The organism is Paenibacillus sp. J22FR83, assembly GCF_059691955.1.
The window spans coordinates 180,650-203,223 of record NZ_JCAUAM010000016.1 but is presented as its reverse complement, the minus strand read 5'-3'; the positions used below and the strand labels follow the sequence as shown (position 1 = coordinate 203,223).

At 44.1% G+C, this 22,574-nt stretch carries 20 protein-coding genes; 5 read left to right on the top strand and 15 right to left on the bottom strand.

Going from position 1 to position 22,574, the window contains the following annotated elements:
- Positions 1-311: 311 nt before the first annotated feature.
- The gene (locus AC58PV_RS26790; RefSeq protein WP_497435705.1) at positions 312-764 is read left to right on the top strand and encodes a helix-turn-helix domain-containing protein; all 453 of its coding nucleotides are present in this window, start codon (positions 312-314) and stop codon (positions 762-764) included.
- Between the two features lie 100 nt (positions 765-864).
- Here AC58PV_RS26790 and AC58PV_RS26785 read toward each other — a convergent pair whose 3' ends face one another.
- Positions 865-2,385 carry a carboxypeptidase M32 gene (locus tag AC58PV_RS26785; RefSeq protein WP_497435703.1) on the bottom strand — a complete coding sequence of 507 codons (1,521 nt, stop codon included), beginning with the start codon at positions 2,383-2,385 and terminating at the stop codon, positions 865-867.
- Positions 2,386-2,607: 222 nt separating this feature from the next.
- Between AC58PV_RS26785 and AC58PV_RS26780 the strand changes: the two genes are divergently transcribed.
- Both AC58PV_RS26780 and AC58PV_RS26775 read left to right on the top strand, forming a co-directional pair.
- Positions 2,608-2,931: an iron-sulfur cluster biosynthesis family protein gene (locus tag AC58PV_RS26780; protein WP_497435702.1), complete on the top strand. Its 324-nt coding sequence runs from the start codon at positions 2,608-2,610 to the stop codon at positions 2,929-2,931.
- A 51-nt stretch (positions 2,932-2,982) separates the two neighbouring features.
- Positions 2,983-3,561 carry a beta-class carbonic anhydrase gene (locus AC58PV_RS26775; RefSeq protein ID WP_497435701.1) on the top strand — a complete coding sequence of 193 codons (579 nt, stop codon included), beginning with the start codon at positions 2,983-2,985 and terminating at the stop codon, positions 3,559-3,561.
- 55 nt (positions 3,562-3,616) lie between these two features.
- On the opposite strand, the gene AC58PV_RS26770 is transcribed toward AC58PV_RS26775, so the two are convergent.
- The 8 genes from AC58PV_RS26770 to AC58PV_RS26735 form a co-directional block, all read right to left on the bottom strand.
- Positions 3,617-5,773 carry a hypothetical protein gene (locus AC58PV_RS26770; protein WP_497435700.1) on the bottom strand — a complete coding sequence of 719 codons (2,157 nt, stop codon included), beginning with the start codon at positions 5,771-5,773 and terminating at the stop codon, positions 3,617-3,619.
- Between the two features lie 24 nt (positions 5,774-5,797).
- Positions 5,798-6,976 (bottom strand): ABC transporter permease, encoded by a 1,179-nt coding sequence (locus AC58PV_RS26765; protein WP_497435698.1) that lies wholly within the window; start codon positions 6,974-6,976, stop codon positions 5,798-5,800.
- Positions 6,973-7,692 (bottom strand): ABC transporter ATP-binding protein, encoded by a 720-nt coding sequence (locus AC58PV_RS26760; RefSeq protein WP_497435719.1) that lies wholly within the window; start codon positions 7,690-7,692, stop codon positions 6,973-6,975. The genes AC58PV_RS26765 and AC58PV_RS26760 overlap by 4 nt, the downstream gene beginning before the upstream one ends.
- Before the next feature lie 28 nt (positions 7,693-7,720).
- The gene (locus tag AC58PV_RS26755) at positions 7,721-9,466 is read right to left on the bottom strand and encodes an efflux RND transporter periplasmic adaptor subunit (protein WP_497435697.1); all 1,746 of its coding nucleotides are present in this window, start codon (positions 9,464-9,466) and stop codon (positions 7,721-7,723) included.
- Positions 9,467-9,542: 76 nt separating this feature from the next.
- Complete coding sequence (locus AC58PV_RS26750; RefSeq protein ID WP_497435696.1) at positions 9,543-10,154, bottom strand: hypothetical protein; 612 nt, start codon at positions 10,152-10,154, stop codon at positions 9,543-9,545.
- Between the two features lie 73 nt (positions 10,155-10,227).
- A complete protein-coding gene (locus AC58PV_RS26745) occupies positions 10,228-11,703 on the bottom strand; it encodes a sensor histidine kinase (RefSeq protein ID WP_497435695.1) in 1,476 nt (491 codons plus the stop codon).
- Entirely contained in the window at positions 11,696-12,424 is a 729-nt protein-coding gene (locus tag AC58PV_RS26740; protein ID WP_068670127.1) for a response regulator transcription factor, read from the bottom strand. The genes AC58PV_RS26745 and AC58PV_RS26740 overlap by 8 nt, the downstream gene beginning before the upstream one ends.
- Entirely contained in the window at positions 12,421-12,954 is a 534-nt protein-coding gene (locus AC58PV_RS26735; protein WP_497435693.1) for a DUF309 domain-containing protein, read from the bottom strand. Before AC58PV_RS26735 ends, AC58PV_RS26740 begins: the two co-directional genes overlap by 4 nt.
- 175 nt (positions 12,955-13,129) lie before the next feature.
- On the opposite strand from AC58PV_RS26735, the gene AC58PV_RS26730 reads away from it, so the two are divergent.
- A complete protein-coding gene (locus AC58PV_RS26730) occupies positions 13,130-15,052 on the top strand; it encodes a glycosyl hydrolase family 18 protein (protein WP_497435692.1) in 1,923 nt (640 codons plus the stop codon).
- Between the two features lie 127 nt (positions 15,053-15,179).
- Here the strand turns inward: AC58PV_RS26730 and AC58PV_RS26725 are convergent, their stop codons facing one another.
- Positions 15,180-15,398, bottom strand: a complete 219-nt coding sequence (locus AC58PV_RS26725; protein ID WP_497435691.1) for a hypothetical protein — start codon at positions 15,396-15,398, stop codon at positions 15,180-15,182.
- 195 nt (positions 15,399-15,593) lie between these two features.
- On the opposite strand from AC58PV_RS26725, the gene AC58PV_RS26720 reads away from it, so the two are divergent.
- Positions 15,594-15,752 carry a DUF1540 domain-containing protein gene (locus AC58PV_RS26720; RefSeq protein WP_082593545.1) on the top strand — a complete coding sequence of 53 codons (159 nt, stop codon included), beginning with the start codon at positions 15,594-15,596 and terminating at the stop codon, positions 15,750-15,752.
- 149 nt (positions 15,753-15,901) lie between these two features.
- Here AC58PV_RS26720 and AC58PV_RS26715 read toward each other — a convergent pair whose 3' ends face one another.
- The 5 genes from AC58PV_RS26715 to AC58PV_RS26695 form a co-directional block, all read right to left on the bottom strand.
- Positions 15,902-17,980 carry a thioredoxin domain-containing protein gene (locus AC58PV_RS26715; protein ID WP_497435690.1) on the bottom strand — a complete coding sequence of 693 codons (2,079 nt, stop codon included), beginning with the start codon at positions 17,978-17,980 and terminating at the stop codon, positions 15,902-15,904.
- 47 nt (positions 17,981-18,027) lie between these two features.
- Positions 18,028-19,404 carry a hypothetical protein gene (locus AC58PV_RS26710; protein WP_497435688.1) on the bottom strand — a complete coding sequence of 459 codons (1,377 nt, stop codon included), beginning with the start codon at positions 19,402-19,404 and terminating at the stop codon, positions 18,028-18,030.
- A 71-nt stretch (positions 19,405-19,475) separates the two neighbouring features.
- Complete coding sequence (locus AC58PV_RS26705; protein WP_497435687.1) at positions 19,476-20,255, bottom strand: ABC transporter ATP-binding protein; 780 nt, start codon at positions 20,253-20,255, stop codon at positions 19,476-19,478.
- 172 nt (positions 20,256-20,427) lie between these two features.
- Entirely contained in the window at positions 20,428-21,480 is a 1,053-nt protein-coding gene (locus AC58PV_RS26700; RefSeq protein WP_497435685.1) for a Ger(x)C family spore germination protein, read from the bottom strand.
- 4 nt (positions 21,481-21,484) lie between these two features.
- Complete coding sequence (locus tag AC58PV_RS26695) at positions 21,485-22,573, bottom strand: GerAB/ArcD/ProY family transporter (RefSeq protein ID WP_497435684.1); 1,089 nt, start codon at positions 22,571-22,573, stop codon at positions 21,485-21,487.
- Between the last annotated feature and the right edge of the window lies 1 nt (position 22,574).

Genomic DNA, 22,574 nt, shown 5'->3' with positions numbered 1-22,574 from the left:
TGGGTTGGGTTGGGTTGGGTTGGGTTGGGTTGGGTTGGGTTGGGTTGGGTTGGGTTGGGTTGGGTTGGGTTGGGTTGGGTTGGGTTGGGTTGGGTTGGGTTGGGTTGGGTTGGGTTCTGATTCGAACTTGATAGTGCGTGGAGCGTGATAGTGAGTGCACAACATGCAGATTCGTTAGAGTGACGCCCCTTTACAAGCATAAAATGGATCGCAACGTGAGGTTGCGGGGCCGCCGCAACCATAGCGTTCTTTACTTCGGCAGGCATTTATTCCAATATAGGCTTATAAATTGCAGAAAGGCAGTTGCTGCTATGATCTTTGGGGAAAAGTTAAAATCGGAAAGAACGAAGCAGGGTTGGTCACAAGAAGAATTGGCCGAGAAGTTGTTTGTGAGCCGGCAATCGATTTCGAAATGGGAGAATGGTCAAAACTACCCAAGCATTGAAATCATTATTAAAATAAGTGATCTATTTGGGATAACGATCGATGAGTTACTGAAGAGTGATGAGGAGTTGACAAAAACGGTGATCAAAACAAGCAAGCAATTGGCTTACCCGAGAATAAAGTTTCTGTTTGATGTATTCGTTTCAATAGGCCTTGTGTTATTAGTGATCAAACTCGTTGTCCTCTTTCTTAACAAGATGACGACGCTCGATATTACCTTGTACGGCGGGGCCTTCTTCTGGAACTTCGGTTCTTTGATTCTCATGGTTGTCGGGGGAATCGGCTCCGGTATGCTGAAAGAAAAATATAAACAAGACTAATCAAACGACAATAAAAAAACAGCTCCCCCAAACGAAAACTCGTCGGAAAAAGCTGTTAAATCTTACGCGATATAGGTCTTACGATAGAGCTCCGAAATGATTAAATTCCGTAAACCTGCGAGTATTTCTCTTCGAGATACGCCACCAAGTATGCCGGATTCAACGGCTCGCCTGTAACTTGTTGAATGATTTCGTTCGGAGTTAACAGTTTACCGTGCTGGTACACTTTCTCTGTTAACCACGCTTTAATTGGCGCAAGGTTCCCTTCGGCAATAAGGCTATCGAAGTTCGGCAGTTCCTTGCGAAGTGTGTTCGTGAATTGCGCCGCGTACATGTTGCCAAGTGCATACGATGGGAAATAACCGAACGCACCGCCAGACCAGTGCACATCCTGCAGGACGCCTTCACCGTCGTTCGGAGGTGTAACACCCAAATATTCCTCGTATTTGGCATTCCATGCCGCAGGTAAATCAGCAACAGCAAGCGTGCCGCTGAACAGCGCTTTTTCCAGTTCATAACGAATCATGATATGTAGGTTGTACGTAAGCTCATCCGCTTCAATTCGAATCAAGGATGGCTCAATGTGGTTAATCGCACGATAGAAATCGTCTACACTAATATCATCAATTTGTCCGGCAAAAGTCGTCTGAAGTTCACCATAATAACGATCCCAGAACTGTTTGCTGCGGCCGATGACATTTTCCCAGAAGCGGGACTGCGACTCGTGGATACCCATAGATGTACCAGAACATAAGTTAGTGCCGACGAGGTCCGTAGAAATATTTTGCTCATACAGCGCGTGTCCACCTTCATGGATCGTACCGAATAAGGCAGATGTGATGTCATTCGGTAAGTAACGTGTCGTAATCCGCACATCGCCTGGATTCAAAGCCGTTGCGAATGGATGAACCGTTTCATCCAAGCGACCAGCATCAAAGTCATATTGCATTTGTTTCAAAATAGAAAGGGAGAATTGCTTCTGCTTGCCGATATCGAATTGTTGATCTAAGAAAGAACGATTCGGCTGATTGGGCGAAGCCGCGATTCGCTGAAGCAGCGGAACTGCTTCTTCCCGCAAAGAACCAAATACTTCGTCCAGTTTGTCTACCGTCATCCCTGGTTCGTACATATCCAGCAATGTGTTATATTTATGCCCCTCATAGCCCCACAGCTCAATAAACTCCTGCGTAGTTGCCACGATTTTCTCCAAGTATGGCTGAAAAGAAGCCCAATCCGAATTATGTTTCGCACCCTCCCATGCTGACTCTGCTTGTGAGGTCAACACGACATAGGCTTGATATTTGTCAGCAGGAATTTTTTTGCTGCGATCATATTCTTTTTTGCATTCCTGCACCATTTTGCGGGAAATGGGATCTAATTGCGCAAGCTCGGCCGGCTGCATGAAGAATGCCACATAGTCGCCCATCTCATCCGACGTAGACATGCGAAATACCTCGGTGGATAGCTCACCGACAACTTCTGAACGCGTTTCGATCCCTTTTTTAGGAGCACCCGTCCGCATGTCCCAATAGATCAAAGAGATGGCCTCTTCGTACTGCTTCATTTTACGAACATAAGCTTTGAACGATGCCAACTTGGCATTTACAACACCAACACTCATGTGTTCATCTCCTTAAAGTTTTCGATAGAAAACTAACATCGTAAGCATTACTTAAGTTTTTCAATTGAAAAACTAGCTTCTGAAGCAATCGCTCCAAATGTTTCATAATTATCATACTTCCAACGAGGGTTAGAATCAAATTTCGATGAGAATGTGGTAGAATGAGAGCTAGTCTTAATTTAGCAGCTTGTTTGATCTGCAACTACGTGAGGAGATGACCCTATGAACATTACATTTACCGATACAGCTAAGCAGCGTTTAACGCCGTGGTTAGACACTGATACAACGTTACTTAAGCTCGTTTTTGATACAGAAGGCTGTGGATGCTCCGTGAACGGTGTACCTACCTTATGGTTAGTTTCAGAGGCACAAGGAGATGATACTCCTGCTGTAACGGATTCAATTCCTTTGATCTATAAAACCAAGGATGAGATCTTTTTCGAGGACAATATGAAAATCGACTTCCACGAAGGCAATAAATCCTATATACTGAAGAGTAATAATCAGATTTACAATGCGGGTATGAGCTTAGTCGATAAACGATAAAGCTGCACAAACATAGACATGCAGCACATCAACTTACTTGGAGGGAATACCATGTCTTTAGTCAATGAGATTATGAGCTACAACAAGGATTTCGTAGAAACGAAGCAATATCAAGAATTTCTGACCACGAAGTTTCCAGACAAGAAAATGGTCGTTGTCACATGTATGGATACACGATTGGTTGAATTACTCCCTAAAGCCATGAATCTACATAACGGGGATGCCAAAATTTTGAAAAATGCCGGTGCCATCATCTCTCACCCCTTTGGTAGTCTAATGCGCAGTATTATCGTCGCTGTCTATCAACTGGAAGCGGATGAAGTATTCGTCATCGGGCACTATGATTGCGGTATGACAGGTCTTAACTCCGAAACAGTCATTGCCAATGCAAAAAGCAGAGGAATCTCGGACGATGTCATTGAAACCCTGGGACATGCTGGTATTGATCTTAAACGCTGGCTCACTGGTTTCGAGCATGTGCGCGAGGGTATCGAGAAAAGTGTTAATATCATTCGGAATCATCCTTTGCTTCCCAAAAATTTACCTGTACACGGCATGATCATCGACCCAGAAACAGGTCGCATAGATCTTATCGATTCGGCATATCCGCTTGATTCAGAACAAGAATAAAAAAAAGAGTAGATCCAGTTCCTTACTGGACCTACTCTTTTTTCATTTGAAATCGTTATGGCCTAATCGTACGAATCAAGCGTTTCGCTTCACCATTTGGCGTGGTAATAACCTCATAAATGTTGAAATAGGAATCTGAAGTAATTTGCTCAGACCTAATATTGTTAAATTCGAGGAACTGAACGCCGGACAATATACGTTGCTGCCCCGTAAAGGTCATTGGTTTGGAGCTCAGTAGACGTCCTTCCGTATCCACAACCTCAAATACGAGTGAGGAGAAATTCGCATCCGTGATCACTTGCGCTTGTCGTTGTACATCTAGATCTAATCGCAGTCGATAGCTATAAGAATTATCTTTGTTATAGGTAGCGCTTAGTGAGTAATCATCGAAGTCGATTGTAAATGGATACACAGATATAGGTCCCGTTGCTGGGATTGGCTGCACTGCGGTTTTATAGGAACCAATAGCCAAGCGATTCGTGTCATATAGACTTAGTGCAAGTTTATCTGCATCCTCACTGTCAGGTACCATGTAAGAGTAATTCAACACATAGCTCGTGTTTGGTGCAATATTTTTGGCCACATTGGTTTGACGAACACCTGTATAAGTGTAGCCCTCTTCATTCGTCAGATCGGTTTGGAAATCAGGTAAAGCCAATGTTGTCGTACTTTTATTCGTTAGTTTATATTTGGCAACAACGGTCTTGTATCCGAAGTCTGTATTTACACTCATCCCAAGCTCAACAAGTGACAAATCCATATTCGAATCCATACTATTCGTTGAAGCTAGTTTAAATGGTTCTCCAATCTTATACGCCTGCGCGGCAGCATACGTTGTCGCTTCACTAGCAACGCCTGCTCCTGCAAGTGAAGTCACAGCAACGGGCAGGGATGTCCCTTGCTTCGCATTATCCGTGTTGTTGCCAGCAGCCCCCGTACCGGATCCGGATCCTGATCCCGTACCTGTCCCTGATGTCGTTGTTGAAGCAGTCGTATTTTGTTTCTCTAGTACCACCAATTGTAGGGCTTCAGCATTCAACGAAGCAGGTACAATACCTTGGAAATGAAAGGTTGTCGACTCATTCGGAGATAGATAGGCCGAACGAACTGCATTATCACTCGAACTTACGCCCACATTACTGCGGCTCGCCTGGAATTCACCAGTCAAGGCAGGAAGTGAAACAATTCCATCACTCGTGTTCGTTAGTGTCACATTCGCTTGCACATGTAATCCGTCCGTTTGCTGAATCGCTGATGCCCATGTAGTGGACATAACTAGCCCGTTCAATGCATCGCTCTCATCCTTGTTCGGGTAAGTAATTTTGTCGCCAAGACGAGCAACTGAGAACGTTTTGGCTGCATTCAGCGTACCAAGAAGTGTCGTTTTCACTTTTCCTTTAGGTGAGAACAACAAGGATAATTTATTCGTATCCAGTGAAGCAGGTACAGCTGCTTGAAGAGTCACTGTGACAGGTTGTTCAGGAAGTAAGGCGCCTACGCTTGCAACAAATTGTGCGGCATATGTCAGTCCTTTACTATCTTGAAAGTTAAGTTCTAACCCGTCAGGCAGCTTCACGCTGGCATTACTTTCATTAGACAGTGTCAGATCGGTGTATACCATCCACACGCCATCCTTGTACACTTTATAGCTTTGTCCAAGTTTAGCCGTAACTAACGTTTCTTCAGCAAGCGTTGTATCAATCTCTTTCAAATTAATAACGGCTTGTTGTTCCAACGTCTGACCGGATTCGACCATCGCAGACTCAACAGAAAGCGCGCCGATATCCGATGTCGAGTTATTGTCCCACCTGAAAATATCAACTTTCAAATCGGAAGGTGTCAAGTTGTTCGGGATTTCTGACGTAAATTTGAACGTCCCCGTCTCTCCTGCCTTTACACGCGCAACAACCTTTTCGTTTAGTTTCGCTGTGTATGTAATACCATTCGTATCAATGACTTTTACACCATAATTATTGAAATCGACGATGGCATTACTGTTATTGTTCAAACCTAATGAGAAGCGCAGCGAACCATCTTCGGCACCAACGGATAACGATACTTTGTCTAACGTAAAATAGACGGAATCACTGAGAAATACACCCTCCTTGCCAGCGAAAGCTGAGGTTGCCAGAGGAAGTGTTAAGAAGCTAGCAGCAGTTAGCAGTAAAGCCGAACGACTGAGCAATCGTTTCATCTTACGTTGTTGAATCACTGAGAGTCCTCCTTGTAGTTACATTTAGTCAGAACGCAATGCGTCAATCGGACGCAGTTTAGATGCTTTGTTTGCCGGATATAATCCGAATATCACACCGACTAATACCGAGAATAAGAAAGAATAAAGACCTACTTCAAAGGAAAGGCTGGTTGCTTGTTTCGGACTAAAATAAGGCAAGGCATACGAGAATCCAATCCCGAGAAGAAGTCCTATTAATCCGCCCATACCACTGATCACAACAGCTTCCACCAGGAATTGCAGCAAAATATTGCGACGCTTGGCGCCAATCGATTTGCGAATCCCTATCTCACGCGTTCGTTCGCTTACCGTCACTAACATAATATTCATGATGCCGATGCCACCGACAAGCAAGGAAATCAAGGCAACCGCCACTAATTGATTCGTAAGCGTATTCGTTGCTTCTGTCCGTGCTTTCAACAGTTCGTCCTGATTCGTTAAAACAAAACCAGTATCGCTTTTGAACTTATACGTTAGATACTGCTTCATCGTCTCTTGCGCTGTATAAATATCGTCCTTCGTAGGCGCTTCGACATACGTCGTTCGAATTTGCCCCAACTTGAATTGGCGTCTAGCCGATTCGAGCGGTACAATGACAGAGCTATCTACGGAAGCTCCGCCAATGTTGGAACCCTTCTCTTTCAGTGTCCCGATGACGTTGAAAACAACGCCATCAATGTTGATGTTCTCCCCGACGGGGTTAAGTGTCCCAAAGAACTTTTTCGTAACTTCGCTGCCCAAAATTGCGACATTCGAACGGAATTCCAGGTCTGTCGGCGACAAATTTCGACCTTTGTCGATCGAAGCTTTGATAATGTCGAAATAACGATCATTCGTTCCAAGCACGTTATATTTTTCCTGCGTGCGATCATATTTGACATTAGATCCATTCTTGGACATCGTTGGCGCAATGGATTTGAATTCCGGGAAATTCTCGAAATTCATCAAATCATCATAGCTGAGCTGCGTCGCTCGCCCGTTCCCCGTCGCAGTTACGACGAGCAGATTCGTTCCCATGTTCTCATATTGCTTCGCAATCGCTTCTGAAGTACCTTGACCGATCGAAACGAGAGTCACAACTGAGCTTACGCCAATAATCACCCCAAGCATGGTCAGAAATGTGCGCATCGGACTCGAAATAATCGTCCGAAGCGACATCCGGATCAGTTCACTTACCTTCATACACTCACCTCTTGCTGCAAGAGAGCTTTCTTCGCGTCATTCCGGTAATCATCCACGATAATTCCGTCACGAAGTGCAACGACTCGTTTCGCATTGTCTGCGATATGATGATCATGCGTAATGAGAACGATGGTATTGCCCTGCGCGTTGAGCTGAAGGATAAGTTCCAACACTTCCTCACCTGTACGTGAGTCCAAAGCCCCAGTTGGCTCATCGGCCAAAATGAGAGAGGGGGAGATCGCCAATGCACGCGCAATGGCTACCCGCTGCTGCTGACCACCGGATAACTCACTTGGTCGATGATGACCACGTTCACCCATCCCGAGCATTTTCAACATCGCATTCGCACGTTCCTTACGCTCTTTCTTCGAAATACCCGCATAGATCATCGGGAGCTCAACGTTCTCCATCGCAGTTAGTCTGGGAAGCAGGTTGAATTGTTGGAAAATGAACCCGATCTTCTGATTCCGAAGCTCTGCCAATTCATTATCACTCATACGCTCCGTTACGACGCCGTCTAAGGTGTAGCTGCCTGATGTTGGCACATCCAACAAGCCGATCGTATTCATCAGTGTTGATTTCCCAGATCCACTGGGTCCGATAATGGCAACGAAATCGCCTTCGGCAACAGATAACGATATGTTACGCAGGATGGGAAGATCCTCTTCGCCACGCCTGTATGTTTTCGTTATATCTTTCAGTTCAATGATATTCATCAAAGCAATAGCTCCTTTCAGGGCAGCCTTATCTGTTACCGCCACCGGCATTGCCTCCACCAGTAGTACGCTGTGCTGCTCCGCCGCCAGCATTACCACCAGCAGCTCCGCCGGCACCACCTTGCTGGAAGCCACCAGCTCCACCACCACCAAAGCCACCCGCTCCGCCGGCACCGCCGCCTTGCTGGAATTGCTGTCTTAAACGATTGATCTCATCTGTACTTAAATTTTGCTGTCTTCTCACAGCCGCAGGCAATACGACTTTATCGCCTTCCTTAAGTCCCTCTGTGATCTCAATTTGCGTTGTCGAACGGATACCGATTTTCACTTCATGTTCCGGTTCCGATGTGCCATCTGCCTTCTTCACGGTTACAACACGTTTGCCACGTTGCAACTGCAGCGCTTCTGGCGGGATATAGAGAACATCTTTCTTATCCTGAATCAGGATCTCACCCGTTGCCGTCATTCCATATTTCAATACGTTATCCTTATTTTCTGTAGCTAAGATAACGTCATAGAACGTTACACCATTCGTTGTCGTACCAACTGTCGAAACTTGTGTCACTTCTGCTGGGAAATTGCGTCCAGGGAAAGAGTCCACCTTAATTTCAGCCTTCATGCCAACTTTAATATTAGGCAAATCTAGCTCATCCACTTGGACCGGAAGCTGCATTTTGGCAAAACTCGCCACAGTACCGAATTGCGTTCCGCTTGTAACCCTCGTTCCAGGTCGGAAGTTGCTTAGAATATCCACTTTCTTGTTCACAAAATCGGTTGAAAATACACCATCGAAAGGTGCAAGAATTTTCAACGCGGTTACGCGATCTTGCGCAGCATCCACTTTCAACTTCTGACGCTCAAGCGCAGCTTGCGCCGACGTTATATCATCGTCCAAAGTATCATTCAGGAAAGAAGCAAGTTGATCACCTTGATGTACAATGACACCTGTTTTGAAAGGTAAAGTAGAGATGCTGCCGGTCGTACCTGCAAGAATTGTAGCAACTTGTACATATTGAAGTGCTGCTTTCCCTTGCGAATCAACCGTGCGACCACCAATGGTCGCTGAACCCATTGCATTTAAACCTGCATCCATGGAATTATCATTCTTAATTTGAATATCGATATCAACTAACTTACCACCCTTGCCATCCGATTTCGGATCTTTGGAAATGGCCGCTATCGTTCCTGTTTTGGTTATCATGAAACCATCTACGGTTATGTCTATGATATCGCCTTTATGTAGTTGTGCTGCATCCTCCACAAAAAATGGCAAGGATACTGTTAGTGTACTTGCATCGCCAATCGTAGCGATTTTCGTCGATTTATTAATCGTTGCGCCAACATCAATATTGGCATACGTTAATTTCCCGCTAATTGGCGCCGTTACGCCTGTTATTCCTCTTTGTTGCTGCTTCGTTTTCAAATCCTTCTCCAATTGCTCATACGTCGTTATGGCATCTTGAAGGTCGTTTTCCAAGTTTGAGCTTGTCAGCTCGATCAGAACATCTCCCGCTTTAACCGTTTGATTACGAGTCAGGTTAATGGATTTTATGAGAGCATTTTCCGTCGACGAAATGGTCTGAGTATCTTTGGGCTCGAACTGCGCTGTTCCCGAAACGGAGGAGCGAATGTTCCCTTTTTTGACATCAACCGTAACCTCTTTCGCCTCTGCCGCTTTCGTTTTCTTCCCTTTCGTTAGATACAGATAGGAACCACCAGCACAAACGAGAACTGCCACAATCAAAATGAACCATTTACTGCGAAAAAATTTCATTCTGTTACTTCCCCCTTAGCATTGTTCCACATTAGAAAGGTTGCGTTCTCGGTTCCCGACAACGTCTTTCAAATCCTCATAACTTTGAAACGAGTAAATCGATTAATTGACGTTCCACACTGGTCCCCATTCCTCGTGGTTCCTGGGCTGGAACACCATTGTTTCCTTGCTCTGACACACCAGCTTCAACGCGTTGCTCAGACTTCCTCCTTTTTTCGAAAGCGTTTACAAATCGCTCCCGCTCCGCCGCCGTTAACGCGTCCCTGTGAGTTTTCACTCGTTCTGCGATACGCTGTTTCAATTGCTTCGATTGTTCATCCAGATAAGCTCTCTGCTCATTTGTTAACACTAGGATGACTGCTTTTCGTTCGGATTCATCAATGCTGCCTTCTTCTTCACATTTGTGAACGATGGGCAAAATGGTTCGAGATTGCTCTGAAGTCAATGCTAATAAAGGTTGTCGATCCATCACGATTAACCCTTGAAATAGCATAACTAGTCGCTGTTCGGTTACATTCTGTACATCTTCAGGCGTAGGAAGCTCTTGCGAGACTTGGGCGGAAACTGGCATAACCGGGTTCACAATATCAGAGGGTCCTTCTTGTCCAACACTCTGTCTAGTACATCCGACTACTAAGAAGGTCGTGAGGATTACACACAGCAAACGATTGCGTGCACTACTGCTCAACCAACATACACCTCCACAAAAAAACCTATCCATCAGCAACAGGATAGGCGATAATTGTGTATGAAGTATGATACTATTGTGACAATTTTGTGAACATACCAAAGTTTCGAGGGAAAACAATATGAAACTCTGTACCTTCCCCAATACGGGAGCGAGCTCTAATCGTACCTCTCATCCCCGTAACGAGATGTTTCACAATGGTAAGCCCTAATCCTGTTCCCGAAATCGCATCTGAATCGGATGTTCTAGCCTCATCTGCCTTATAAAAACGATCCCAAATGCGTGATAATTCCGATTCGGTCATACCAGAACCTGTATCCCTAATATACAAATGGACTTCTTTCGCATGTTCTTCTAACGCAACAGTTAATGCTCCCCCATCGGGGGTAAATTTCAGTGAGTTATACATTAAATTACGAATAATTTGTGCAAATCGATCGGGATCTAACTGCACGAGACAACCGTTCTCATGATTGCCAGGCAGAATGAGATGCAAGGAAATATTTTTCTCAGCAATAGCAGGCTTTAATAGCTCAAGTGAATCCTCTACCAGTTCAATGATGTCGACAGGACGTAATCGAAATACATCCACCCCATTTTGAATCTTAGCCAGGTCAAGAAGATCCGTTACCAGTCGTTGCAAACGCTGTACTTCTTGATCACAAATATGTAAATAATGCGGGTATTTCTCTTGCGGAATAATACGATCATTCATGGCAACAATGAAGCCACGCAAAGAAGTCAATGGCGATCTGAGCTCATGAGAGACATTAGCGAGAAACTCTTGCCTCGTCTCTTCCCACTCTTCCAATTTCTCCACCATAAAATTAAAGCTTCTAGCCAGCTGCCCAACTTCATCTTGTGAATTGACAGGAACACGTGTCTGAAAATCTCCATGAGCTAGTTCTATAGCCGCACGATTCATCTGTTGCAGGGGACCTGCAAGTTTACGGGACAGAACGAACAAGATGATGCCAACAGCGATGAGTGAAAATAATAGGGGCAACCAGAGGTTCAGACGTACCGCAGAGATCACCTCACGAATATCGCCTGCTGGAAAGTGGAGAATGATGACCATCGGCTGTTCGTTTAATACATACGGTGCGTAGTACGCGAATATATTTCGTTTCCCATCCGGCGTATCTAGACTTAACATGCTATGCCCTGTACGACCATGCAAACCATCAATATATAAGGTATCCATCTGCTTCGGAATCGCTCTTCCCTCACTATCCGATGAACCGTTCGTAATGCTGCCCTTCTCATCCACAAGCCAGACTTGCCCGTTAATACTTCTCGCCAAAATTCGAACCGTATATTTCAGCTCACGGGTCGAAATCGTGCCGTCTTGGACGGAGTTCAACAATCCGGTGATTTCAGTATTTCTTTTTTGGAGAAGCTCAATTTTATCCTTGTAAAAAAGATCTGTGAAATAAGAATTCCAAAACACAAAAAGTCCAATAAAAAAAAGCACACAGGTCGCGAGAAAAGAAAGGAAAATTTTGATATATAAACTATTGTATTTCCCCATGACCCAACGCTTAAACATGCTGAACAACCTCGAAGGAGTACCCAATCCCCCACAGGGTTTGAATATTCCATGTCTCGTGCTGGCCTAACTTCTTCCTTAGATTTTTCACATGGGCATCTACCGTACGAGTGCCTCCCGTAAAATCAAAATTCCACACATATCCCAGCAAATCTTCCCGTGTAAACACGCGGCCCGGATTGCTCATTAAGAAAAACAAGAGTTCAATCTCCTTAGGCGTTAATTCAATACGATTGCCGCCGACCGTCACACGATACTGCTCTAAGTCGATCATTATATTTCCCATTTCCAACCATTTCCGAGGTGAGCTAAGCGGCCCTGACATCTCTGCAGGTGGTTGCATCGTTCTCCGAAGTACGGCCTTAATTCGCGCAATGAGCTCGTTGGGGTCAAAGGGTTTCACCAAGTAATCGTCTACACCCAAATTAAAACCTCTCAACTTGTCCAGGGACTCCCCTTTCGCAGTTAAGAAAATAATCGGCGTATGATGATAGGGAGCATCCATTTTGCGAATTTGTTCACACAGCTCGTAACCTGAAATATCAGGCAGCATAATGTCGAGCAGTACCAAGCTAGGCCGCTCATTGATAATCGTCTTCAACACGTTTCCGCCGCGAAATAATTGTATGGCTTCATAATTCGAATGTTCCAAATATAACTTAACTACCTCAGAAATATTGGATTCATCTTCAACGACTAGAATTTTCCCTTCCGAACTCATCGGTTATCACCTAAATCCTTTCGCAAAACATGTTGTCTGGCTCGCTCTTCAATAACAAGAGACCGATCTCTTCGCGTGTGCTTATGAATAATCATCTCATCCATCATGGGACTTGGCGTTTGCCAGTCCCACCCTTTCATCTGACATAATTCTAAACACAAATGCAACAGCTCGGGATCCGAAATAGGTAAATTCATATCTACATATTGGTAGTTCTGGGTTCCGATCATTTGCCATGCCTGAGCAATTCTTGCTTGCAGCTCTACATCGTCTAACCCCAACGTGCGAACATCTTCCGCTTGGAGGTTTTTCGCTGCACTCTGCAGCATTTTCACTGCACCCGCATAATTCCCTCTTCGGCTATGATACATCCCTACCGCGATTTGAATAAGCCCAACATACGTTAATCGAGCCGGATCTTTGGGATGCTCTTTCCAATACTCTTCCATCACTTCATGACATTCGAAATAATCCCGCGCTCCGTGAAAATAACATAAATAATCGGTGTATGCCTCTGGATATTGCGTCATTTGTCTTCCCCTCACCTTAAGTTCATCACGGTAAATCATTACTCTCATGTTACTAAAAAGTTAGGTCATCGTCCAATTTCGCGAATTCATCCATGAACTTCCAAATAGTCGGAAGCGCAACCAATCTACTACTTCATGCGTCCAATAGAGTAGTTTAGTAGAAAGAGGCGAATGAATGAAAATCGGAAAATGGTTACTTAGCAGTACGTTACTCCTCTCTATGACATTACCTTCCACAGTACTTGCAGCAAGCAATAGTCCTTCCAGCATAGACAAAACAACCAAATACCGCGTCTACCAGTACAATCAAGTGCTTATGGAATTTGCATCGTATGCGCAGGCTGAAGCTTATGCCAAATGGTTTACCAACAGCCATGTAGAAGAAATAGGAACACGTAACTGGGTTTGGAGCAATCTGCCGCGTTATCAGGTCTATCAGCAAGATATTACCTTGCCAGAATGGCAATTCGCCACATTGAATGAAGCCATCGCAGAGGCTAAGAAATGGACCAACGCAAGTGTACGGGACTTACAGTCCACGGGCTGGGTGTGGAACAATTATGCGCGTTATCAACTCTATCAAAATGACATTACGCAAGATGCGTGGAAGTTTACGAGTCTTACAGACGCTATTGCCGAGGCCAAAAAGTGGGGAAATGCCCACATTATCGATTTGAACTCGAACGGATGGGTATGGGATAACATCTCCCCAGCTGTTAAAGAGGCCAATCGTGCAGGCAGCCTAGTTTATGATGTTTATCAAGGAACGTACACCGCTCCAAATTGGGGATTTGCATCCTTAGAAGATGCGATTCAGGAAGCACTCAAGTGGGGGAATTCCACAGTCGTTAATCGGAACACCAAACAAACGGTTTACAGCAATCTTAAAACCTATAAAGTTTTTCAGAATGATACTTTCCTCCAGGAATTCACATCCATTGATGAAGCCATAAGTTATGGGAAACTATGGGGACACAGCACCATTTATCGCGAAGGCCGCAAAATTTGGAACAACTACGCCTCATATCAAGTGTATCAAAGCGCTAATCTAATTGGTGAATTCCGCACCTTACCAGAAGCCTTATCCTATGGGAAACAGTACAGTAATGCTTCGATTCAAACACTAGAGCATCGTACACTTTGGGATAATTTCAAAAAGCTGCAAGTCTGGGGCTGGAATGGCAGTTCCGGCGCAGAGGTTATTAAAGCACATGTATCAAATACGATTGGACTTGACGTTGATTCTCCTTCCTATTTCGAGTTGGCAGATAATGCTGGTAATTTGAAGGATACATCGAATGCCGACACCGTCAAATGGCTGCAAAAAAGCGGGTACACCGTGTATCCATTAGTAAGCAATCAATTCAGCTCTACCTTAACTACCCAATTCCTTGCAAACAGCGCTGCGCAAGATAAGTTCATTACAGCTTTGGTTAACCGCTCCGTGCAATTGGGAGTTCCAGGCATCAATGTCGATTTCGAAAGCTTAGCAGGTTCTGACCGCAATGCATTTACAGCGTTCATTTCCAAATTGACAACTGCTGCACATGCGAAAGGTTTAGTCATTTCCATTGATTTGCCCCGAGGCAGTGTAAAATGGAATCATCTCTCCGCTTTCGATCATGAGAAGCTTGGTGCCATTGTCGATTACATGGTGATCATGGCCTACGATCAATTCTGGAAAGGAAGCACTTCACCTGGTTCGGTCGCTGGTATTCCTTGGGCCGATGGCGGCGTTCAGGAATTCCTGTCCTACGGCATTCCACGCGATAAAATCATTTTGGGAATCCCTTATTATGTTCGCGAGTGGCAGTTGGACTCTAAGGGTGCCCTGGTCGGGAATCGCACTGTTCTCATGAAAGATATTCCTGCGCTTATGGCTGCCAAATCAACCACACAAACGTGGGACAACGAATTCGGACAATATCGCGTCGAATACCAGGAAAATGGTTACACGTTCGTGTTTTGGTTAGAGAATCAAGCAACAGTCACAGCTCGGATGGATATCGCTAAAAAGTATGATATCGCGGGTGTCGCGGCTTGGCGGTTAGGTTATGATACACCGGATTTGTGGCAGGCTGTGTTGCAGAAGAAGTAGGGGAATAAAGTGCAAATCTGGCAGGTGAAGATAAAGACCACCTAGTTAGTGCAAAGACAAATAAACCTGAGTTGAGGACTTTCGTCCTTGTCTCAGGTTTTTTATTGAGTAAGCCTTTGCACTCCACTTAGATGAGCCCCAATTGGCTGAACGTCGTCTCCGTGCCGCAATCCGCGCAGTACTTCGCATCCGCCTTATTTACCTTGTAACACCCTTTGTGCATAAGGGACTTCTCTTTGGTGCATTTATTCTTAAGCGGAGCCCCGCAGCGTATGCAGTATCTGTCTTCCTTCACGGCAACATATTTGCATCTCACACAGGTTTGCTGCTCATTCTTCTCTGCCATCTCTTCATCCCCTTGAAGTTCGTTGAAGTGGTACTTCAAGTATATTCGGGGAGCCTTTGGTTTTGTTCCTGTATAAATCGCTATCCTGACTTATAGCGGTCATGTTCACATCTCTTAGAACAAGTAATTTATAGCGCTATGTATAAAAAGAGGCCTCTTTCGCCCACCCTAAGACGTAAGGGAGGTGAAAGAGACATGGCAAAAGACGTAATGTGTGAAGTCAATTCCTGCAAATATTGGGCAAATGAGAACAAATGCAAAGCTAGCTCGATTTCAATCGTGAGTCACCACGGCAGTGATCAAGCCCGCAATTCGGAAGAAACAGATTGTAAAACATTTGAATCCAAGGTTTAGAGCATCGCTCAAATGACTAAAGACTTGGACAGTGAGTTTGAATAGATTGGACAAAGTGTTTGAAAAGAGGTCTTCGGGCCTCTTTTTTATGTTTCTACGTCTATTGTAACCAATAATGATAATTATTATCAGTCATGGGAGAAGAGATTTTAAATTTCGCAAGAGAGATCTTCAAGTTCCTCCACATCTTGTGTTGGCGCTTGGCAAGCAAAATTCTCGCACACATACGCTGTAGCTCGCCCGCCCAGCGGCAGCTTATCTTGCACCAGCGGAATCAGCTGGCGCACCTCCTCGCCTGCAGCGCCAGGCGGGTGAAGCACCAGCAGCGCATTCGGCAGGAACTGCCGATGCACGGCGCGCAGCATGCGCTGGGTCTCGGGCTTCGCCGGGTCGCCGGCGATCACGATTTCGCTGGCTGCGCCATAAGCGAAATCCAGCGCGGCCAGCGTCAGCGCGTGGCCCGGCGGGTACTTGCTGACAGCTCCGGCGAACGCCTGGAGCTGCTCTTCCGCTGCCTGCGACAGCTTCGCGTCGTAGGTCAGCCTAGACAGCCGCAGCATGTTGAGCGCGGCTGCTCCATTCCCCGACGGCATCGCGCCGTCGTAGATCTCTTTGGGGCGGGTGAGCAGCTGCTCGGCATCGCTGCCGTAGAAGAAGAGCCCGCCCTTCGCTTCGTCGCCGAAGAGACGAAGCATCTCTGCGTTCAGCTGGACCGCTTCTCGGAGAAAGCGCAGCTCGAACGTGGTCTCGTACAGCTCGATCAGTCCTCCTACGAGGAACGCGTAGTCGTCCACGTAACCCAAGAACGCCGCTTCGCCATCGCGATAGCGCGCGAGCAAGCGCCCATCTTCGCGGCGAAGCTCGCGAAGCAGGAAGTCCGCGGCCTTCGCAGCAGCGGCCGCGTATTCCGGCTTGTCCAAGGCGCGTGCCGCCTTGGACAGCGCAATGATCATCAGACCGTTCCACGCGGTCAGAATCTTATCATCCTTGCCCGGATGAACTCGCTGTTCGCGATGCGCGAACAGCTTGACGCGGGCAGCCTCCAACCGCTGCTTCAGCTCATCCAGCGGGATTCCCTTTCGCCTCGCCCAAGACGCCAACGTCGTGTCGAGGAGATTCGGGATATTTTGACCCTCGAAATTCCCCGACTCCGTCAACCCATAGATCTCGCTGTAGAGATCCCCATCGTCAATGCCAAGCACATCCTCAACTTCGTCCATCGTCCAGACGTAGAACTTGCCTTCCACACCATCCGAATCGGCATCTTCCGCAGAATAGAATGCGCCGCCTTCATCCGTCATATCGCGGAGAACATACGTAATAACTTGCTCAGCAACCTCGGCATATTGGTCTTTCCCAGTGACCTGATATGCCTCTATATAAGTCGTCACTAATAATGCGTTATCATACAGCATTTTCTCAAAATGCGGCACTAACCACCGAGCATCGACTGAATATCTAGCGAATCCGAACCCAACGTGATCATACATCCCACCGCGATGCATAGTGTCTAGCGTTTTTTCAACCATGGCTAGCGCCTGCTCATTCCCCGTCTTCTTATAGTACCTGAGTAGGAATGACAAATTATGGGGTGTGGGAAATTTCGGAAACGTCCCAAAGCCACCATTTTCCGCATCAAAATTAGACACATACAAACGAAATGCCTCATGCAGCGTTTCCTCTGTCAACTTACCGCCAGTTTGATTTTCAAGCAAACGTTGTGAGGTTTCTGTCGTCACTTGCTCACCAAGCTCGCGAACTCGCTCCGGGTCCTCCCGCCACTTGTTTGCAAGCTGCGCGATAATCTCCACCATACCTGCTCGATTATATTTGCGACTGCGTGGGAAATACGTGCCTGCGAAGAATGGTTTCTTCTTAGGTGTTAGGAACACCGTCAGCGGCCAGCCACCCTGTCCAGTCATCGCCTGACACACCGCCATGTAGATGTGATCAATATCGGGACGCTCTTCCCGATCTACTTTGATCGAAATAAAATCTTTGTTTAGCATATTGGCTATTGCTTGATCTTCGAACGATTCACGTGCCATCACATGGCACCAATGACATGTACTATACCCAATCGATAAGAACACAGGCTTATTCTCCTGCTTCGCTTTCTCAAAAGCTTCATCACACCAAGGGAACCAATCAATCGGGTTATATGCGTGTTGGAGCAAATATGGCGACTTTTCTTTAATCAATCGATTGGGAGTGTTGTCATTTGTCATCAGACATTACCTCGTTCTTTTTATAGAATATAGTTACTCCTCGGTATTTAATTATCAAATTTTTCAATCGTATTGATAAAGTCATCAACTAAGTAAACCTTCATGCTCGGTTTGATATGATTGAATATAGCGCTACTTCTTTTATAACATTTCTCGTCTGATGTCACAAAAATATCAGTACATGTAGCATAGATTAAGTGTTCAATATCATGTACACTACTTTTAATAGCTCGAAAGTCACTGTTTTTTTCCTTCCAATAGCCTAATATATCCATTGCATTATATAATTTATAGATTATGTTATTAACTCTGTTATAATTAACACTTATATTTTCAATATTTTGTATCTCGTTCAAGCTAAATCCTGCTGAAAGACTTCTCAGCACTTTTTCTAATAAATCTTTGTCTTCACCAAACAACGATTTGTTATTAATGCTTTTGCCAAATTCCAAGTATTCTTTGTGTAAAATTTTTCTGCCTTCATATTTAAGCAGTCTAAGTTTTTCAACAAGTTTTGCCGCTTGTCCCATATCTTGAGCAACTCTTTCCATTCCATGAAACGGATCTTCATAAAACAGTTTCATTCCTTCATCCCATGGTAGGATTACCAGTTTTTCAGTCAATTCAATTAGTTCTTTTAAGACATATTGTTTTTTTTCACTATCAGAACGTTTATATATCTCTTCTAGATGCGAAGGACTATAAGCATAAGAAAAGCTGTTCTTACTTCTGTTAATTTTATTTTTAAAATCTTCGCACATTTCGTACTTTACTAATACATTTTGGTCAAAATATACAATTGGTTTCTTTGAATCTCCAATGAAATCCTTTTCTATGTTGAATATATTTTCCTCTTTTTTATTTCTAATAATATCTATTATTTCATCGTGTACCTGTGTTACCTTATAGTAATGTTGCTGTTGTTCAGCTTCTTCGAGATTTATTTCGCCACCCAGCACCTTAATAATAACCCCTACATAAAAAATAAAATCTAAACAGTGTATACAGCTATAACATATTTTCTTTTGAAAAAAATCGTCATAATATTTATAAATGAATAATAAAAATTCCCTATCAACCGCTTCCAGCTCACTTACCGATGTAATTTCTTTTTTAATTATTTCATCAAGTATTAAACTTAAATCTTTATTCAACTCTTCACTAAAGATACAAATTGGTTTTCTAAAAAATCCCCCTAATACTGTGACTGACTCTAACCAAAATTTTTGATTCTCTGCTCGATAATGCAATAATTTTTGGTAAGAAGCATCACTCAAAAAATCCTCTTGACTATTATTTAGAAAATCCAAATAAAACAATGCAAACACTCGGTACTTTATATTGGAGTTTAAATCGTTAATTAATGCTAAACTATCAGTCAATTCAATCAGTACTTTTTCAAGATTAGTTGAATTATTACTCATATTTACCTCTTTCAAATGGGTTTAATAAATCTCCTCATCTTTATCACTTGAAAATCCTACTCCCCACCCATCTACGGAATCGAAATCCAAGCCCGCTGATTCTGCCATTTCACTTCCACTGAGGTCTCGAAGAAGGAGGACAGGCTGTCGCTTGTCAGCACTTCTTGTGTATTTCCTTGGGCAAACACGCCGCCACGACGAATAAGTAAAGTTCGACCAAACACTGGAAGAATCTCCTCGATATGATGAGTAACGAAGATCAGCGTCGGTGCGTCCGCTCCCGCAGCCAATTCGCTAATACTGGCTAATAGGGCTTCTCTCGAAAGAAAATCCAGTCCGTTCGTAGCCTCATCCAAAATAAGCAGCTTGGGTGATGCCATTAATGCTCTAGCAATGAGCAGTTTTTGCTTCTCTCCCTGGGAACAGGATTGATAGGTGCGATCATACAAGTGCAAGCAGGACAAGCGCTGCATAAATCCCCTTGCACGTTCGAAATCTTCCTCACTCGGCTTGTCATACAACCCGATAGACGCATGTTTGCCACTGATAACTACATGCTGTGTTTTATCAGAAGCATACAACTTTTCCTGAAGCGAGGAGCTAACCCAACCGATCGATTTGCGCAATTCTCTTATATCTATACTGCCAAAAGGATTCCCCAATACAGACAATTGCCCTTTCGTTGGCCAAATGTAGCCATTAATCATATTCAGGATCGTAGTTTTACCTGATCCATTTAATCCAAGTATAGCCCAATGTTCCCCTTTGGCAACTTGCCAATTAACCTCTTCTAGAATGGTCTTGTTGTCCCTAGACCACCCTATTTGATTCATTGCAATCACGTGTGTCATTTGGTGATTCCTCCTTCCATTTCCATTATTTCATCATATCATCAGATGTTTAATCACTCAAGAACTTTGTACATAAACCACTCGGTTGATAGGTCAATTTCCCCTTACAAGATGGATAAAAAAAGAAGCTGCGAATACCTTCGCGGCCTCTATTTACCTCACCATAATTGAATTAAGTCCCTTTTAAATTCCCCGTATTGCGAATCGACGTAGAGACTTCCAAATTAATTTTGACATTTGTAAAATAGTTCGTTCGCCACCCCTCCAATTGCGAGCGTGTCAACTCATCGCGGAAATATTGACCTACCCCTAGAACATCCGCTCCTCCGAGCCTTATTTTCTCAAATAACCCTTCAAATCGTTCGATCACCAGTTTGCTCAATTCCTCTTTGATATTAGCTGAGGATAGATTCCCTTTAGTATCCAGCAAAATGACCTTTAATTTTAGTTTGCTTTTCAATAAAGGTTGGTTATTAATGAACGAACTCCGATGACTAAACTTATTACTTACGATTTGAACCGTAGCCTTGCCAGTCACTTCGATTTTCCCCTGCGTTTGCTTTCCATTAAAAACATTGAGTAACAGTGTTTCTTCATTCGTTAGGCGCCCTACCATCTTACCATTCTTCATGATTGCAGAACCTGTGCTTTCAATGGCTGTTGTTTTACCTGATTTGATTATGGGAATCACGACATCATTGGTGAAGGAATGAATGCTCCGAAATATTTTCCACGTTTGTGTATAAGCAATCTCAGGGTTCAAACCACTATTCTTTTGAAAAAAATTATAAATCATTGTCCCATCGTTTGCATTCTGATCCAATTTACGAAAAAAATGTTCTGGCGAGTCATCACATATCACAAACAATGTTTTCGGTGAGACATGTCTAGAACGAATTAAGCTCGCGACACCATCATTGAGACCTGTCTTGGCAAACTCTTTGTCGACGACAATGATTTTTAAGTGGAGAAGATCGATTTCGGTTTCCATATTCATACTAATGTGATCAATAACTTCGTTAATGGTGTTCCCACTTCCAGAAACAACCTCGATGGAATCTTTCGTACTTACTTTGGGAATATCCAGATAAACGGTATAGCTGCCTTCATGATAGGAAACCCCCATTGCAATCGGTAATGAGCGATGATTAATATCTTTGTTGTCCCAACATCCGCTTAGTATAAGCAGCAATACAGTTGCAACGATCCATTTTAACATGCGCATCACTTCAACTTCCTCTGACTTGTCTATGATGTTGGTAACCTATAATGAAAATCACGGCTGGAACGACAAGGGAAACATATAATCGTAGAAATGAATTCCACTGCAAGAGTTTCTCTACATCCTCCCATTCCGGTATAAATAAGCAAATGAGAAGTACGACTAGTGCAATGCTAGACAGCAGATAGGGATTCGGGATTTTCTTCACTTTAGCCCTCATCAAGCTGGCAATTTGCCAAAGAGTTATCGCTATAAACAGCATGACAAATGCAATTAAGCTTAATAGAAAAAATATCGTGATTCGGTCAAACATCAGCCAATTTATTTCAATCGTATCTATTGTAAAAATGAAGGGGAACACTAGCTGCCGCGCAGTCTCTTCGCCTAATGTCAGAATGGGGATATAAATGGAGAGCAGAAAAAATAAGAATACGACTACACTGCTTAGATAGATGGCCTTGGGCTTAAAGGTCAACACAGATGGAATAAACCCCAGAAATATAAAGCCACCTGCGAAGGCAAACAAACTTTTATAATAGGACAAATGGGTTACAAATGAGAATAGCTTCGTGGGATCCTTAGGAATAAGTGGACGTGCATAGTAAATGTCGATGTTTTGAAATGCTGATATCATGACGAAAAGCATGGGAGGTAGAAACAAGACCCCAAATAAGATCCCTGCTCTGAATAGAGCTCTGATCCCACCATGGAGAACCATAAATACGGGAATCCCCAATAATAGGCACATGAGGATCCAGATCGGAGTATCCGCGAGAATCACGATCGAGATGATTTCTGCATACGCCCTAATTGTAATCACAATAACCAATGATAGGTATAGGAAAGCTGGGAATAGCGTCAGCCAGGCAAGTATTTTACTCTTGTTGACCAATATTTGAATAATGTCTTGGTTGCCATAATAACTAAGTCCCTTAACATATATAAAGATTACCGTGATATGGATGATGAACCCTACCAGAACAGGTGCCCAATGAGCTTCCCGCGTACTTGCTATGACATCTGTTGGATATACAAAGAATACCAACCCTAGATGTGTAATTATGTAGACGACAGCAACCTGTAAATTTTTGAACATC